Origin of the sequence: Buttiauxella selenatireducens, assembly GCF_031432975.1 — a bacterium.
Lineage (GTDB): Bacteria > Pseudomonadota > Gammaproteobacteria > Enterobacterales > Enterobacteriaceae > Buttiauxella > Buttiauxella selenatireducens.
Genome location: NZ_CP133838.1, coordinates 3,943,967 through 3,959,389, shown reverse-complemented (window position 1 = coordinate 3,959,389; position 15,423 = coordinate 3,943,967). Strand labels below are relative to the sequence as shown.

General features: G+C 49.7%; 12 protein-coding genes. 10 read left to right on the top strand and 2 right to left on the bottom strand.

The window, feature by feature from the left end:
- Positions 1–4 precede the first annotated feature (4 nt).
- The 3 genes from RHD99_RS18205 (at position 5) to RHD99_RS18195 (ending at position 4,017) form a co-directional block, all read left to right on the top strand.
- Complete coding sequence (locus RHD99_RS18205; RefSeq protein ID WP_309875724.1) at positions 5–1,552, top strand: xanthine permease; 1,548 nt, start codon at positions 5–7, stop codon at positions 1,550–1,552.
- A 110-nt stretch (positions 1,553–1,662) separates the two neighbouring features.
- On the top strand, positions 1,663–2,613 hold the full coding sequence (locus tag RHD99_RS18200) for a carbamate kinase family protein (protein ID WP_309875723.1): 951 nt from the start codon (positions 1,663–1,665) through the stop codon (positions 2,611–2,613).
- A 15-nt stretch (positions 2,614–2,628) separates the two neighbouring features.
- Positions 2,629–4,017, top strand: a complete 1,389-nt coding sequence (locus RHD99_RS18195; protein ID WP_309875721.1) for an amidohydrolase family protein — start codon at positions 2,629–2,631, stop codon at positions 4,015–4,017.
- A 47-nt stretch (positions 4,018–4,064) separates the two neighbouring features.
- Here the strand turns inward: RHD99_RS18195 and RHD99_RS18190 are convergent, their stop codons facing one another.
- Both RHD99_RS18190 and yahO read right to left on the bottom strand, forming a co-directional pair.
- The gene (locus RHD99_RS18190) at positions 4,065–5,525 is read right to left on the bottom strand and encodes a TrkH family potassium uptake protein (protein ID WP_309875719.1); all 1,461 of its coding nucleotides are present in this window, start codon (positions 5,523–5,525) and stop codon (positions 4,065–4,067) included.
- Between the two features lie 286 nt (positions 5,526–5,811).
- Positions 5,812–6,090 (bottom strand): DUF1471 family periplasmic protein YahO, encoded by a 279-nt coding sequence (yahO, locus tag RHD99_RS18185; protein ID WP_183271199.1) that lies wholly within the window; start codon positions 6,088–6,090, stop codon positions 5,812–5,814.
- Between the two features lie 931 nt (positions 6,091–7,021).
- Here yahO and RHD99_RS18180 point away from each other — a divergent pair.
- The 7 genes from RHD99_RS18180 (at position 7,022) to RHD99_RS18150 (ending at position 15,106) form a co-directional block, all read left to right on the top strand.
- Positions 7,022–8,137, top strand: a complete 1,116-nt coding sequence (locus RHD99_RS18180) for an AI-2E family transporter (protein WP_309875717.1) — start codon at positions 7,022–7,024, stop codon at positions 8,135–8,137.
- A complete protein-coding gene (locus tag RHD99_RS18175) occupies positions 8,103–9,650 on the top strand; it encodes an efflux transporter outer membrane subunit (protein WP_309875715.1) in 1,548 nt (515 codons plus the stop codon). Before RHD99_RS18180 ends, RHD99_RS18175 begins: the two co-directional genes overlap by 35 nt.
- Complete coding sequence (locus RHD99_RS18170) at positions 9,647–10,741, top strand: HlyD family secretion protein (RefSeq protein WP_309875713.1); 1,095 nt, start codon at positions 9,647–9,649, stop codon at positions 10,739–10,741. The genes RHD99_RS18175 and RHD99_RS18170 overlap by 4 nt, the downstream gene beginning before the upstream one ends.
- 11 nt (positions 10,742–10,752) lie before the next feature.
- Positions 10,753–11,775, top strand: a complete 1,023-nt coding sequence (locus RHD99_RS18165) for a DUF2955 domain-containing protein (RefSeq protein ID WP_183271197.1) — start codon at positions 10,753–10,755, stop codon at positions 11,773–11,775.
- Between the two features lies 1 nt (position 11,776).
- Entirely contained in the window at positions 11,777–12,202 is a 426-nt protein-coding gene (locus tag RHD99_RS18160; protein ID WP_309875711.1) for an ion channel, read from the top strand.
- 216 nt (positions 12,203–12,418) lie between these two features.
- Complete coding sequence (locus RHD99_RS18155) at positions 12,419–12,868, top strand: hypothetical protein (RefSeq protein WP_309875710.1); 450 nt, start codon at positions 12,419–12,421, stop codon at positions 12,866–12,868.
- A gap of 3 nt (positions 12,869–12,871) precedes the next feature.
- Positions 12,872–15,106, top strand: coding sequence for a M48 family metalloprotease (locus tag RHD99_RS18150; protein ID WP_309875708.1), 2,235 nt, complete (start codon positions 12,872–12,874; stop codon positions 15,104–15,106).
- Positions 15,107–15,423 lie beyond the last annotated feature (317 nt).

The window sequence follows — 15,423 nt, the reverse complement described above, 5'->3', positions numbered from 1 at the left end:
AGCAATGAATAGCATCAAGCTGGAGTGGAAACGTGGTGACTGGGCAGCGTATTTCGGGTTAATGACGAACAACCTGACCAACTTGCTGACCATGATGGGATTGCTCATTTTCGTTGTGGGTATTCCGACTGAAATTGTTTATGGACGTATTGCGCCAGCCTTCGGGCTGGCGGTACTGGTCGCAAGCGTGTGCTACGCATGGTTTGGTTTGCAACTGGCAAAGGAGACAGGGCGAAAAGACGTTACCGCGCTGCCATCCGGACCCAGCGCGCCTTCGATTTTTACCGTGACATTTTTGGTGCTGATGCCGGTTTATCAGCAAACGGGCGATGCCGAGTTTGCGATTCAAATTGGCCTGGTGTGGTGCTTTGTTGAAGCGATGATTCTGGTGGGCGGTTCGTTCCTTGGCGAAACCATCCGCAAGATGATCCCCCGCACCGTGTTGCTGTCGTGCCTGTCTGGTTTAGGGCTGCTGTTGTTAGCCATGAACCCGATGTTACAGGCTTTCGAAGCGCCAACGGTTTCATTCATCGTGCTGTTGCTTATCTTCATTAACTGGTTTGGCAAAAAGCCTATTTTTGCCCGCATTCCGACCGGTTTGCTGCTGCTGGTTGCCGGTACTGCGCTGGCCTGGATTTCAGGTCTGCAAAGTCCGGAAGCCATCAAAGCGTCAATGTCATCGTTCGGGTTTAACCCGCCATCGATTCATGTTGATAGCTTCCTGCAAGGCCTGCCACATGCGCTGCCTTACCTCGCATCCGCGGTGCCGTTGGGCCTGGCGAACTACATTTTCGACCTGGAAAACATCGAAAGTGCTCACGCCGCAGGGGATGAATACAACACGCGTAAAGTCATGCTGACCAACGGGCTGGCGTCAACGCTCGGTTGCCTGATGGGGAACCCGTTCCCGGTCACGGTGTATGTCGGTCACGCAGGCTGGAAAGCGATGGGCGCAAGTATCGGTTATACGCTGGCGTCGGGTGTGACCATGTTTATCGTGCCGTTGTTCGGGCTGGGTGCGTTCATGCTCGCCATTATTCCGATGACTGCGATTGTGCCGATTCTGGTGTTTATCGGCGTGGTCACCGCCAACCAGGTGGTGCGTGAAACGCCGAAAATAGAGGTGCCGGTTATCTTTATCTGCCTGTTCCCGTGGATAGCCAACTGGGCGTTGACCATGGTGAATAGCGTGATGGCAGCCGCAGGAACGTCGGCGGCGAAAATCGGCCCGGAAGCGCTGGCTCACAAAGGCGTGTTTTATCAAGGGTTGGTGCATTTGGGTAACGGCGCGCCGCTGGCCAGTATGTTGTGGGGCTGCGTGGCTATCTTCGCCATCATCAACAAACCGTTACGCGGCGCGATTGCGGCGGCAGTCGGTGCGTTGCTGGCCCTGTTTGGCGTGATTCACGCGCCGATGGTTGGCATTGCGCAGGGCAGTTCGCTGATGTTCGTCACTGCGTATTTGATGATGGGCGCAATGTTTGTGGTGAAGCATGTGTTGGACCGACGTGAAGCGGCGGCGACTTCGGTGACTGCGGTTTCAGATAGCTAAATTTTCCCCTCACCCTAACCCTCTCCCCAGGGAGAGGGGATTGTCCAGGTTTCCCCCTCTCCTGGGGGAGAGGGCCGGGGTGAGGGCGACCAACCCTACAAGGAAAACACATGAAACAACTCGTCGTCGTCGCCATCGGTGGCAATAGCATCATCAAAGACAACGCCAGCCAGTCGGTTGAACATCAACAAATCGCAGTAAAAGAAGTCGCTCAGACAGTGCTGGAAATGCTCTCATCGGATTACGACATCGTGCTGACACACGGCAATGGCCCGCAAGTAGGGCTGGATTTGCGTCGTGCGGAAATCGCCCACGAAAAAGAAGGGCTGCCGCTCACACCGCTGGCAAACTGCGTGGCGGATACCCAGGGTGGCATCGGTTATTTGATTCAACAAGCGCTCAATAATCGCCTGGGAAAACAGGGCGATAAAAAAGCGGTCACCGTGATTACGCAAGTGGAAGTGGACCCCAACGATCCGAACTTTGCCCATCCCACTAAACCGATTGGCGCGTTCTTTAGCGAACAGCAGTGTGACGCGCTGAAAGCCGTGCACCCTGACTGGCAGTTTGTCGAAGACTCCGGGCGCGGATACCGCCGGGTGGTGGCTTCACCGGAACCTCAACGCATCGTTGAAGCCGATGCCATTGGTGCGCTTATCAAACAAGGTTTTGTGGTGATTGGCGCGGGCGGCGGAGGTATTCCCGTGATTCGCACCACGGAGGGCGATTACCAGAGCGTGGATGCGGTTATCGATAAAGATCTCTCGACCGCGCTGCTGGCCCGCGAAGTGAAGGCGGACATTTTGGTTATCACCACCGGCGTTGAGAAAGTGTGTATTCACTTTGGCAAGCCAGAACAGCGAGCCCTCGACGAAGTGACGGTCGAGCAAATGGCACAATTTAGCGCGCAGGGGCATTTCCCGCCGGGAAGCATGCTGCCGAAAATCACTGCCAGCCTTGCGTTCCTGCGTAATGGCGGCAAGCGCGTCATTATCACTACACCGGAAAAATTACCCGCCGCACTGCGTGGCGAAACCGGGACTCATATCGTTAATGCTTAATAGCGGGAGAAATCGATGAATAATGCAGAAAAAAGCCGTCGCGAGTTTTTAAGCGGTGGGACAAAAGTGGCTGCGGCCTGCGCACTTTTTGGTGCCACCGGTTCAATGGCGTATGCTGCAAAACCCGCAGCCACCGTTTGTGAGACCGATAACCGCATGAGTGCCATTAAAGAATCGCATTATTACCTCGACAACGTTCTGCTGGAAGCAGGGTTTGTGCGCGACGGGCAGAATGTCGTGGGAACGGAAACCGAACTGAAAACGCTCGAAATTAAAGACGGCGTTATTGCGGCATTGCTCGCAAATAAACAGCATCCAGACGCCACGCTGCCGCACTATGACGCGTCGGGCAAACTGCTGCTCCCCGCGATGCGTGACATGCACATCCATCTGGATAAAACGTTTTACGGTGGGCCGTGGCGTGTGCATTCGCGTCCGGCAGGCACCACCATCCTGGATATGATTGCCCTTGAGCAAAAACTGTTACCGGAACTGCAACCGGTCACCCAGGAACGTGCAGAAAAACTGATTGATTTGATTCAGTCGAAAGGCTCAACCATTGCCCGCAGCCATTGCAACGTTGAGCCGGTTTCCGGGCTGAAAAATCTGGAAAACCTGCAAGCCGTGTTAGAACGCCGCAAAGCCGGTTTTAGCTGTGAAATTGTGGCGTTCCCACAACATGGTTTGCTGCATTCAAACTCGGTGGCGTTGATGCGTGACGCGATGCAAGCGGGCGCTCACTACGTCGGCGGGCTTGACCCGACTAACGTCGACGGCGCGATGGAAAAATCGTTAGATACGATGTTCCAGATTGCTATCGACTACAAAAAAGGCGTGGATATTCACCTGCATGAAACCAGCCCTGCGGGCATCGCGGCGGTGAATTATATGGTTGAAACCGTTGAGAAAACCCCGGAGCTGAAGGGCAAGCTGACCATCAGCCACGCTTTTGCACTGGCAATGATGAACGAAAAAGAAGTGGACGCTATTGCTACGCGTATGGCCGCGCAACACATCACCATCGCATCGACGGTGCCGATTGGCACAATGCACATGCCGCTCAAGCAGTTGCAAGAAAAGGGTGTGTTTGTGATGACCGGCACCGACAGCGTTATCGACCACTGGTCGCCGTATGGTTTGGGCGACATGCTGGAGAAAGCTAACCTGTATGCGCAGCTTTATATGCGCGTGAGTGAAGAGAATCTTTCCCGATCGCTGGCGATTGCCACCGGCAATGTGCTGCCGCTTAACGACAAAGGCGAACGCGTGTGGCCAAAAGCGCAAGATGAAGCGAGCTTTGTGCTGGTGGACGCTTCGTGTTCTGCCGAAGCCGTCGCGCGTATCTCGCCACGCACTGCCACCTTCCATAAAGGCAATTTGGTTTGGGGTGAACTTAGCGTGTAAAGGGAAGTATCCTGCCCGGTAAAAAGGGCAGGATTATCGTCAGGCAGTTAACTGCGCCAGAACGTTCTTGATAACAGAATCAACACCGGATAAATCTCCAGTCGCCCCAATAGCATGGCTGCGCACATCAAGTATTTTGCGCTATCGCTCAGCGTGCCAAATCCTGCGGCCGTTTCCCCAAATCCCAGCCCCATATTGTTGATACATGCCGCGACGGTGGCGAAAGAGGTTAAGAGGTCATATCCCTGTAGATTGAGCATCCAGATAAAAAAGCAGGTGCAAACGACGTAGAGGAAGAAGAAGCTCCACACCGAGCGCAATACCCGGTCGTTAACCGGCGAGTTGCCAACACGAATACTCATAATGGCGCGCGGATGCGCCAGTTGATGCACTTCATGGCGGCTTTGCTTAAATAACACCAGGAAACGGAGCGCTTTAATACCCCCGCAGGTTGACCCCACGCAGCCGCCAAAAAAACTGGCCGATAACAGCAAAACGATGGTGTGTACCGGCCAGGAGGCGTAATCAGCCGTCGCCAGGCCATTGTCGGTGATCATCGAACTGGTGAGGAAAAAGGCGTGCACAAACGACGCGGGCAGGGAGTACATTCCTGCGCGCCAGACTTCGAGGGTGATAATCAGAATGACTATGCTTGCGACCAACAGGAAGAATCGCAGTTCTGCACTCTTGAGGAACGGTTTAAAACTGCGGCGTGACAGAGCCACAAAATAGAGCGTGAAGTTGATCGCCGAGAGTAACGAAAACCCTCCCGCCACCAGTTCAATCGCGTAGCTGTCGTAAAAGCCAATGCTCTCTGTACGGGTCGAAAACCCGCCAAGTGAAACGGTAGAAAGGCCGTGGCAAATCGAATCAAAGAAAGGCATGCCCGCCAGCCAGAACGCAAGCGTACAGGCGGCACCCAGTAGCAAGTAAGTCAGCCACAGGCTTTTCGCGGTATCGGCAAGGCGTGGGGTGAGGCGTTCTTCTTTAAATGGCCCCGGCATTTCAGATTGATACAGTTTCATCCCCCCAATGCCCAGCAGAGGGAGCACCGCGACGGCCAGTACGATAACGCCTAACCCGCCAACAAAATTAAGCTGTGCGCGGTAATAGAGAATCGATTTTGGCAGGCCCGAGACGTCGTTAAAAACCGAGGCTCCGGTGGTCGTAATGCCCGAAACGCCTTCAAATATGGCATCGGCAAGTGACACATTGTAGCTATCATCAAGCCAGAGCGGCATCGCACTGATAAGCGAAAAGAGCAGCCAAAACAAGACGATGATGATAAATCCATCGCGCGTTTCAAGCTGAATGTTTGTGCGCCCGGTAACAGCCCAGCCTATCCCGCCAAGGGAAAAGGTGATGATAAACGTATAAAAAAAACCAAACAGGCTGCGATCTTTCTCAATTAATGCCAGCACCATGGGAGGGATCATGGTCAGGCTGTAGAGCACCACTAAAAAAGCGCAGAGGTGAATCACGATTCTAAAACGGGTTGATATATACATCAGATAAACCCAGATACCTGTGTTGTTCAGGTATTTCAATCGAGTGCGGATGGCAAAGTATAAGGCATTTATACCCGCATACTTCAAGTTGCTTATGCGTTGGCTGCACCCGCTCACCCCAGTCACTTACTCAAGTAAGCTCTTGGGGATTCACTGCTTTGCCGCCTTCAAGCAACTCGAATTATTTTGGGTATAGGTAGGGAAGGTGGTCTGCTATGGGGGGGACGGGAAAACAGACTAATGGGCAACGCATAAGTTGCCCATTTTCAGTTAATCAGTTCGGCGCTTACTTCTTGTTGTATACATCGGCTGTGCCGTGAATTTTATTCTCGGTATCAGCAGACGTCACAACGTAAAACTTGCCACCCAACTCATCAGCTTTTTTGGATAGCTCAGCTTTGGCATCACTCGGTGCCGTTTCACCGCTGGTGGTGATAGTGCCGATTTTCACATACTCATCTTTATGGCTGTTATACGCTTCCTTCGTCAGCAACTCAGCTGAGATGGCGCCAAAAGACACCGCGCCCAAAGCAAATGTTGCAATAATGACTTGCGCTATTTTCATGACAAACCTCATTTTATTGGTTGTGGAAAATACAATGCGATCCCTACGCTATTGACTATGGTCCAGTTTTTGAGTTTTGCCAGTTTTTTATTGTTTAAAAATAAACGAATAGACATTTCTCAATGCCGTTTAAGTCGTTAAGCGTCGACAAGCTAGTTTCTAATGACTTTGTGAGCGGGACGCTAACCCGCCAAAGGAAAACTGTTGTAGGGTGGATTTGCGTGAGGGACATCCTTCATCAAGAATAAATCAGTTTGACCGTTTTTATTGTCATTGCCGGACGTGAAGCCCGAGTAATAAATTAATTTTATTCCAGATAATTAATGTTTATTTAAAAATAAGAAATGCATTGTATTTTTTTACACTTCAGTGGTGATTTTTAATTACCGTGCTAACGGAATAACGTAAGTGTTTCTATCGTTTGGCTTTGTATGAGTTGACCACTTTTCTATTCCCATAGAGCGAAGTCATCAGGGGTGGTAAAGCATATAACGCAGGCGTGTGCTGGGCTGTAAATGCTATCTCTCTCATTATTTAGTGGTATTTCCTCCGGTTCGAAAGCATTACAACTGCTTACATAACACATGCTAATAAAAAATAGCTGTTTGTAGATTTTAATTCTGATTAATCACCTTTAATGTAGTTATAAATACTATGTAAAAACAAAATCACGATTATATTGAATGGTTTTTTGTGTTTGTTTTTAGGTATTAAACTATTCATTCCTTCCGTACTGCCCATTCTTTGCAAGTGTGCCTGTTTGTTCTATCATGGAAATAGTGGAATGAATTCAATGAGTATTGAGTTCATTCCTATCACTGAAATAATCGCTCGCCTATTTTAATGCAATACCAGCTATCCGCTGGCCTGCCTTTATTGTGCCAGGTCAGGATAACTACGTGGTCACTATTAAATTTGGAATAACCTCATCATGGAAAATAACGAACTATCCACCGTCGTCGAGAAAAGACTGGTTGCCAGATTTCTGGATATGTTCATCAAGCTTGTTCTTATCCTGGGACTAGGGTCTTTCTGTTTTACCGTCCTTTCACCTTTCATGAATATGTTGCTGTGGGCGCTTATTTTGGCGGTCACTTTGTATCCTTTGCATCAGCGTTTTGCATCTCGAATGGGAGGCAAACAAGGTTTGGCTGCCACGGTACTGGTGCTGCTCGGCATCGTATTAATCGTGTTGCCAACTATCGCCATGCTCTCTTCACTGGGTGATAGCGTAAGCCACCTTGTGGAAAGGGTCAGCAGCGATAGCCTGGTTATCCCGGCACCTTCTGCTCACATCGCCTCGATTCCGGTAGTGGGCGGGAAAGTGTACGTTTTGTGGCTCAAGGCTTCGACTGATTTACCCGGTCTTATCAGCAGCTATCGCCCACAGCTGGGGGACATCGCTAAACAGGTCGTTGGCGTGCTGGCGAGTATGGGCGGTGGATTGCTCGGTTTTGTCTTCTCCTTCATCGTGGCCGGGATCATGATGGCCTGGGGAGCGGCAGGTGCACTGAGCGCCGATCGCATCGCCATACGCATCACCGATACACAAAGAGGCCTGGCGTTGACCAAACTGTGTACCGGCACCATTCGTGCCGTTGCGATGGGGGTTATCGGGGTCGCCTTCATTCAGGCACTGTTGGCGGGTATTGTCATGGCCGTAGCGGGCATTCCTGCTGTGGGCATCTTCTTTGTTCTGGCGCTGATTCTGGGTATCGCTCAGGTGCCGGTTATCCTGGTCACGGCTCCGGCTATTGCCATCATGTGGATGACGGGCGATCACGGTATGGTGATGAATGTCGTCTTTACCGTGCTGCTGCTGATTGCGGGTATGGCCGATAACGTGCTTAAACCTTTGCTGCTGGGACGCGGTGTAGATGCGCCGATGCCTGTAGTGCTGTTAGGTGCTCTGGGCGGTATGGCAGCCAGCGGTATTCTGGGTATGTTCGTCGGGGCGACGTTGCTTTCCATCGGTTATCGTATCTTCATGGCCTGGGTCAACCAGGGTCCAGATGGCCTGGCGGCGAGCGGAAAAGATGCTCAATGACAGCTTTTTTGGGCGCTTCCTGTTAACAGGGGGCGCCTGCCTGGTGTTGTCCGCATGTACTGTTCTGGGGCCTGATTATAAGGCCCCAAAAGTTCCGGAAATGACCCAGTGGCAGCCATCAACCCAGGGTATCTCTTCCCGGACATCCTCGCAAAACTACGATCAGTGGTGGATCCAACTCAACGATCCAACGCTGACGGCGCTTATCAATGAAGCTTTACGCAAAAACCCTGACGTGAAAATTGCGGGGCTGCGTCTGTTGGAATCACGCGCCCAACTGGGGATTGCTGAGAGCTTACTTGGCCCGCAGGCAACCATCGGAAGTGGTGAGGTGATTACTGGCGGCCAGCGCCGTGATAACCGTTACATTTCAAGCACCAACTATGGAGCAGGCTTCAATCTGGGCTGGGAAATTGATTTTTGGGGCAAATTCCAGCGCGGTGTTGAATCGGCCGATGCGAGTTACTTCGCAACGCTTGCTCAGTACGATGATATTCAAGTGCTGATGGCTGCACAGGTGGCGCAGATTTATGTGAGTATCCGCACGCTAGAAGCGCGCCTGGACATCACGCGCAGCAACGCCAAAATTCAGCGGCGAAGCCTCGAGATTACCGAGAAACTGTTCCTGAGCGGCAACAGTGCCGAACTGGATGTGCAACAAGCGAAAACCCAATACTTGTCGACGCTCTCCAGTATCCCTCAGCTTGAAACCAGTCTTCGCCAGAGTCAGAACGCGTTGAGCGTGCTGCTGGCGCGAAAACCAGGGCCGCTGCCAGAAATGGCGACGAATACAGGCGAGCTTCCTCAAGGCAATTTGTCTCTGGTGTCCGAACTGCCCGCCGACTTGTTACGTCGTCGACCTGATGTGCGCGTCGCCGAACGCCAGCTGGCTGCTCAGTCGGCGCTTATTGGTGTCGCAGAAGCCGAACTCTATCCTTCAATTTCGCTTATCGGCAGCGTCGGGATCAGCGGACGTAATGGCGGCAGCAACTCGTTATCCTGGGCTGCGGGGCCGACCTTCAGTTGGAATCTGCTCGATCAAGGGCGGCTCGGTAATCAGGTGCTGGTACAAGACGCTCGATTCCTGCAACTGCATGAACGCTATCGGGATGCCGTGTTCCAGGCCGCGCGTGAAGTCGACGATGCGGCCACCGCTTACGCCAATGGCAAAGATGAAATCGAGTTGCTGACCCAAACCGGGGAGGCGGCTAACCGTTCTCTGGATATTGCCAATACGCAATATCGCGAGGGGATGGCTGATTTCCAGCGTGTACTGGATTCGCAAAGAGCGTTGTTCAATCAACAGGAGCGTCTGGTGAACAGCCGGGGCGCACTGATGCGCGATCTGATTACGCTCTACAAAGCACTGGGTGGTGGCTGGGAGAAAGGGCGTCAGCGTCCGTTGGTAGACAAAGAAACCGACGCCCATTTACGTGAGCGGGATGACTGGATCCCGTTGCTTGATGCTCCTCTGCCAGCAGCAACCGATCTTAAAGAAGGTAAACAGCAATGACCGAACCCTCATCCCCGGCGGGAAAAGCCAGTCGTCGCGGCGTGTTAACGCTCCTCGCCGTGATCGTTTTACTGCTCTGCTGGTATTTAGCGGCCGACAGGCTCACGCCCTATACCTCGCAGGCCAGAATTCAGGCATTTGTGATCCCAATATCCGCAGAAGTCTCCGGTCAGATCCAGAAAGTGTATGTGAAGGACAATCAACGGGTGGAACCTGGCGATCGGTTGTTCGAACTTGATCCGGAGCCTTACGACATCGCACTGTCAAAAGCGCGTTCGGATTATGAAACGGTTCTGAGTTCGGTCAAGGCAAACTCTGAAACGATTGTTGCCGCCAAAGCCGGTTTGCAGGCGGCGACAGCCGCTTACCAGAATGCAGCCAAAGATGCTGAACGCCAGGAGCGTCTGTATCGGGAAGACCCGGGTACGATTTCAGTGCGTCGTCTTGAAGTGGCGCAAGCCACGCGTGAAACCGCGCGTAGCTCGATGGCCGCCGCCGCGGCTGATGTACGCCGTGCCACTGAAGCGGCAGGCCTTGCGGGTGAAAACAACTCACAGCTTCTGAGTGCGCGTTCTGCGGTACATAAAGCCGAGTTGGACAGGAAAAATACCGTCGTCGTTGCCACCAACCGTGGCCTGGTGACGGATTTGCGCACTGATATTGGCCAGTTCCTCGGGGCGGGCGCACCGGTGATGACGCTGGTGGCGATTAACGATGTCTGGATTAGCGCAGACATGACCGAGAACAACATTGGCAACGTGAAGCCTGGTGCTGAAGTCGCCATTCTGCTCGACAGCATACCCGGCCATATCTTCACAGGGCAGGTGCGCAGTATCGGTTATGGCATCAGTGCCTCCCAAAGCCAGCCTGCGGGCGTACTGCCAACGGTCGACAATAACCGCGATTGGTTGCGTCAGGCGCAGCGTTTCCCGGTGAAGATTGCGTTTTCTAAAGATGACTTCCCCCCCGCCGAAGGTTTACGGGTGGGCGGGCAAGCCGATGTGCTGGTGTACGCGAACGGCAGTGGCCTGATGAGCTTTTTAGGTAGCATCTACATCCGGTTGATGAGCCTGTTCTCGTATATCTACTAAGGTGCTGCACCATGCATAACGGAGATCGCGCGGTACTGAGGATAGGCTTCGGAACAGCCATCGCGGCGCTGGTCTGTTTTGGACTCGCGCTACCGATGCCCCATCTGGGGTGCATCATGGCCTGGATTGTGCTGTGTCAGGGCAAACCGTTACCGATCAAAAAGGGGATCGTGGTTGGCATCGTGCTGATGGCGACCATGATTGGCGGGGTGTTGATGGTGCCCTTACTGACGCATTATCCGCTGCCTGCATTGCTGTTCACCGGCTTGCTGCTATATCTGCTGATGTTGATGGGGCTGGCGGGAAAAGGCACTCAGGCGATGTTGCTGATAACGGCCGTCACCATCATTCCGATTGCGGGTCTTATTGAACAGTCACTCGCCATTGGCATCGCTCAGATGATGGGCCTCGGCATTATTATCGGTACGGTGGTTAACCGGTTTGCACTGGCGCTCTTTCCTCCGCATCCCACACCAGCCGCGGCGACGAAAGTGTCGCTTCCACCTGACTCTCCGCATCAACTGGCCTTACGCGCGGTACTGATTGTGTTACCGGTTTGGCTTCTGGCCTTGAGCAACCCCGCTTTCTATATCCCGGCGGTAATGAAGACCGTGATGCTGGCGCAGCAAACCAACACGCTGGCAGCAAAGCAGGTGGGGCGAGAGCTGGTGTTTTCGACGCTGATGGGGGCGGTGCTGGCGGTGGTGATGTGGTTTGGTCTGAGTATCTGGCCGTCGCTACTGATGCTGGTGCTGTGGCTGGCACTGGTCAGTTTGTGGGTTGCCCGACGCATGGTGCGGCTGGTGGCTAACCGGTTCACGCCTTCTTTCTGGAGTAATGCCTGGGTCACCTGCCTTATCTTGTTTGGCCCGGCGATTCAGGATAGCGCTGCGGGTAAAGACGTCTGGTTGGCATCGGCCATGCGTTGCTCTTTATATGTAGCGGTTGCCCTCTATGGTTGGGCATGTGTTGTGATTATTGAACGCTGGCACCCGAGTGGCCAGCCCGCGGTGGAAGCCACCCCAGGAGAGTAATATGTTGCTGGTTTTACTGACGGGGATGCCGGTCATCCTGCTAAATATGCTGTTGCAGTCGTGGGTATCTATCGGCTGTATTCGTTTTTACATCAAACGCTTTCACCAACGAGAAGGGATGTTCGCGGGGGTGTTGGCGCTGTTTGGTATCATCATTATCGTTCTGATGGGGAACTTGCTACAGATTTTGCTTTGGGGAATGTTGTTCCTGTGGCTGGGGGAATTCTCCACGCTGAAAGAAGCCGTTTACCACTCAGGCGTAAACTTCGCCACGCTGGGTTATGGCGACATCGTCATGAGTCCTCAGTGGAAACTGCTGGGTCCGCTGGAAGCGGTGAATGGCGCGCTGATGATTGGCCTGTCAGGTGCCAGTATGCTGGCAGTGTTGCAGCATCATATCCGCAAGCAAATCGGACAGATTAAGTGACCCATCAGTGACATGGATGATTGAAGGATATCGATGAAGAAACCCTCTTCATCGATACTTCAAATAAAATGCTGAGTGGATAAAGGAAAATAATATTTTTCTATTAGATCCACGATTTTCGCTCAAACTATACTTGTAGTTAACTCACATTCTCTGAGTTTGACGCTTATTCTGCTATCGCTTGTTGATTCAGACTATGGTTTGCGCGAGGGTGCTATGAATATCAATTCAAAAGATTTATTAGCCTGGGATATTGTGTCGATTGCTTTGGATGATGTAGACCCCACGGAGAAAAAATATCTAAGCGAGATCGTCTATAATTCTCATGATATGAAGAATATGGAAGAACTTCCTGGGGCTTTCGATTCCGGAGAGGTATTGCAATATACCTCGCAGCAACTGTTTTTTATTATCAAGTATGTTCTCGGGATCATTGCACCTGTATTTCTTGAGAAAATGGTGTCAATAAGTCTGGATAAATTAAAAGAATACTTTAAAGACAGTCATTCTAACTCTAAGAATGTAGAGTATAAAATAAATCACTCACCGGATGAGGTGAGGAAATTAGTCTTTGCTTATTGCCTGAAAAATAAAATTTCGCGGGAGACGGCCGAAGTAATTGCTAATGCAATTATTGTTAAACTATACCTGGCTGAATCGAGGTAAAGTATGGACAGAATTGATCCTCTCTCATTCTATGATGAAACAAAAGTTGGCGTTAATTTATTAATTTTGATCATGTGTTTGATCTTTTACTATGGATATGGACCATTTGTATTATTTCATCAAATCATTATGGATGATAAAGTCGCTGCTTCAGGTGTTTATGATGTTTGCATACTTGTTGTCTTATCACTTGCCATTGGGATATACAGAAATGTCAGTCGCAACATTAAATATGGTGTGTGCCCACTTCCGATGGATGAGCGAGCAGTAAATAAATTTTGCGAGGGTGTTTGCAGAAACCTCACTGTCAAAAATATCCGTGTTCTTACTACCTCAACGATGGGTAGAAATGCTTTTTATCAGTACAACTTATTCAGGCCCTACATTGTCCTTGAAAAAGGTTTACTGATGTCTTTTAACAAAGGTGAGGATATTTCTGGTGTGGTGGCGCATGAATGTGCACATATTGTCAGAAAAGACGCCTGGTATATTACTTACCTTCTTAATTTTACTTATGCATTTATCTCTCTAAGTTTGTTAAAAATTATTACTGCTGAAGTTCATTATTGGGGGATATGGTTAGATTATTCATTTGTGTTGCAAGGACATCTCACTCCATATGTTAGTTACTTTTTAAAAGCAATACCACAATCATTGTTTAATGTACTTTATAATGTAATGTTTATTATTGCGGTCACATTGATTGCTCGCCATTTTATCCGTGTCAGGGAGTTACTTACTGATGAACTGGCTGCGCAGACAGGGTACAGGAAAAGTATTATCGAACGCTTGTCTCAAAACAAAGCCAAGAAGTATCAGTTATTTTCTTTCCATCCGGGTTCTGAAAGTAGAAAAGAAAATTTAGCCAGTGGGTATCTTTGGATGAAGGTTAATTACGGCTTGGTGTTTTCTTTATCATTCATAATTATTAGTGCAGCATCTCTTGTTTCAGATAACTTATTTGAGTTTATTACATCATATCTTAATGTTAATGATTTAGATTCTATGTCTAAAAATATCGATGATATTGTGAGTGATCTTTACTTTACTGTAGGTACCGGTGTGTTAATAGTTGTTATTTCAATGGTGGTTATGAACCATATTAATAGAGTCTCTTCATCCTTGATTTACAAAGGGGTTAAACTCCCTTCTATATTTAGTAAAATGATTCTTCTCTTTATTGTTTCTTTAGCTGGGTGTCTGGTCTCCATTTTTGTAAAAACAGGGTTTATTAGAGATGTTTATAGAGGGGAGATAGAAGGTGTCTCTGGGGTTTTATCTGAGGTTTTACCTTTGCTGATTATGTTTTCTTGCTATTTTTCAATCGCTTTGTTTAGCGGTGTTGTTGCCTCTTTCCTTTATATGAGGGTTAAAGTTAAATCTACTTTTTGGAGAGTGACTTACCTTGTCAGTCTTTGGTTTATTATTTATTTCTTGATGTCAACTCTTGCGGGTGCCGCATTTTACTATGCTGGATTCTCAATCCAGATCAGGCAGTTTTATTTTGATTTGAGTGATTTAATTTTTCCGGGAGTGAGTGCGTTAAAAGATGAAGGAATCAAAGCGTTGCCTGCAATGTTAGCGCTTACCCCCTCGGTTATTTTATTACTGTTGGTTATTTTCTCACTGGTACCATTACCTGCAAGAAGTAACAATAGACGTATGCCATATGGATTAGATAACGCAAAAGTAATGTATACGGATAAACCCTATAAAAAGGAATTTAATCATCGGGTGAGATTTGTTCGGAAAATAGAACGGCCGGTTGCTAGAAGTGCTTATCGGTTTGTGAATTTCCTGCATACAGAGAGGCGCAACCTCTCGGGAATAACATTAGCGCTTGTCGTGTTGGGGTTTGGTGTACTTTGCATATTTACTTTTAAATCCGTTAACTATGTGTATCGATGGATTAATCCTGTCGTGGTAGTAACAAAGTCTAAACCTGTTACGGCATTTCAGTTTGATTATACATCTGGCCTCAATAAAGGAATCCGAACATGGCAAAGAGCCGGTAATGGAACGTGGAGTGAGATTTATCCCGGCTCGGTTATGACAACGAAATTTACAGAAGTCGGGAAGACAATCGTCAAAGGATGTTCTGGCACTGTCGTCACGCAAAGCCCAAACCCGCAGTTTAGAATATTTATTCCGGACCAGGGATGTAAACAAATGTGGATTTGGTTTGAAGGGCAAAAAGGGGAATGGAATTATTTAGGCCGGATGAATAATATTAGCTAAACCAAACGATTAGATATGGCGTCAACATTCAGCAAACTTGGCTGAATGTTGACGCATGATAGTGCTTCCGACAGGTGCTCATGTGGTTGAGTCTTGTTCAGTGGTGGGCTGATAACCGCCGTGTTTAACGTCAAACATCATACAGCCGTTACCCTGCGGCAAATCCGCTTGCCGGTGATTATGAGCGCCGGGAGCAGGTGAGCGTATGCTGAACTACAATAAAGAAGATATTAGTTCGCTGTTCGCGTGGCGATAATTCTAAATTTCATAATTATTTCATCGTATTAAATATTTTTTCCCTTCTTGGTTTCTCTAAT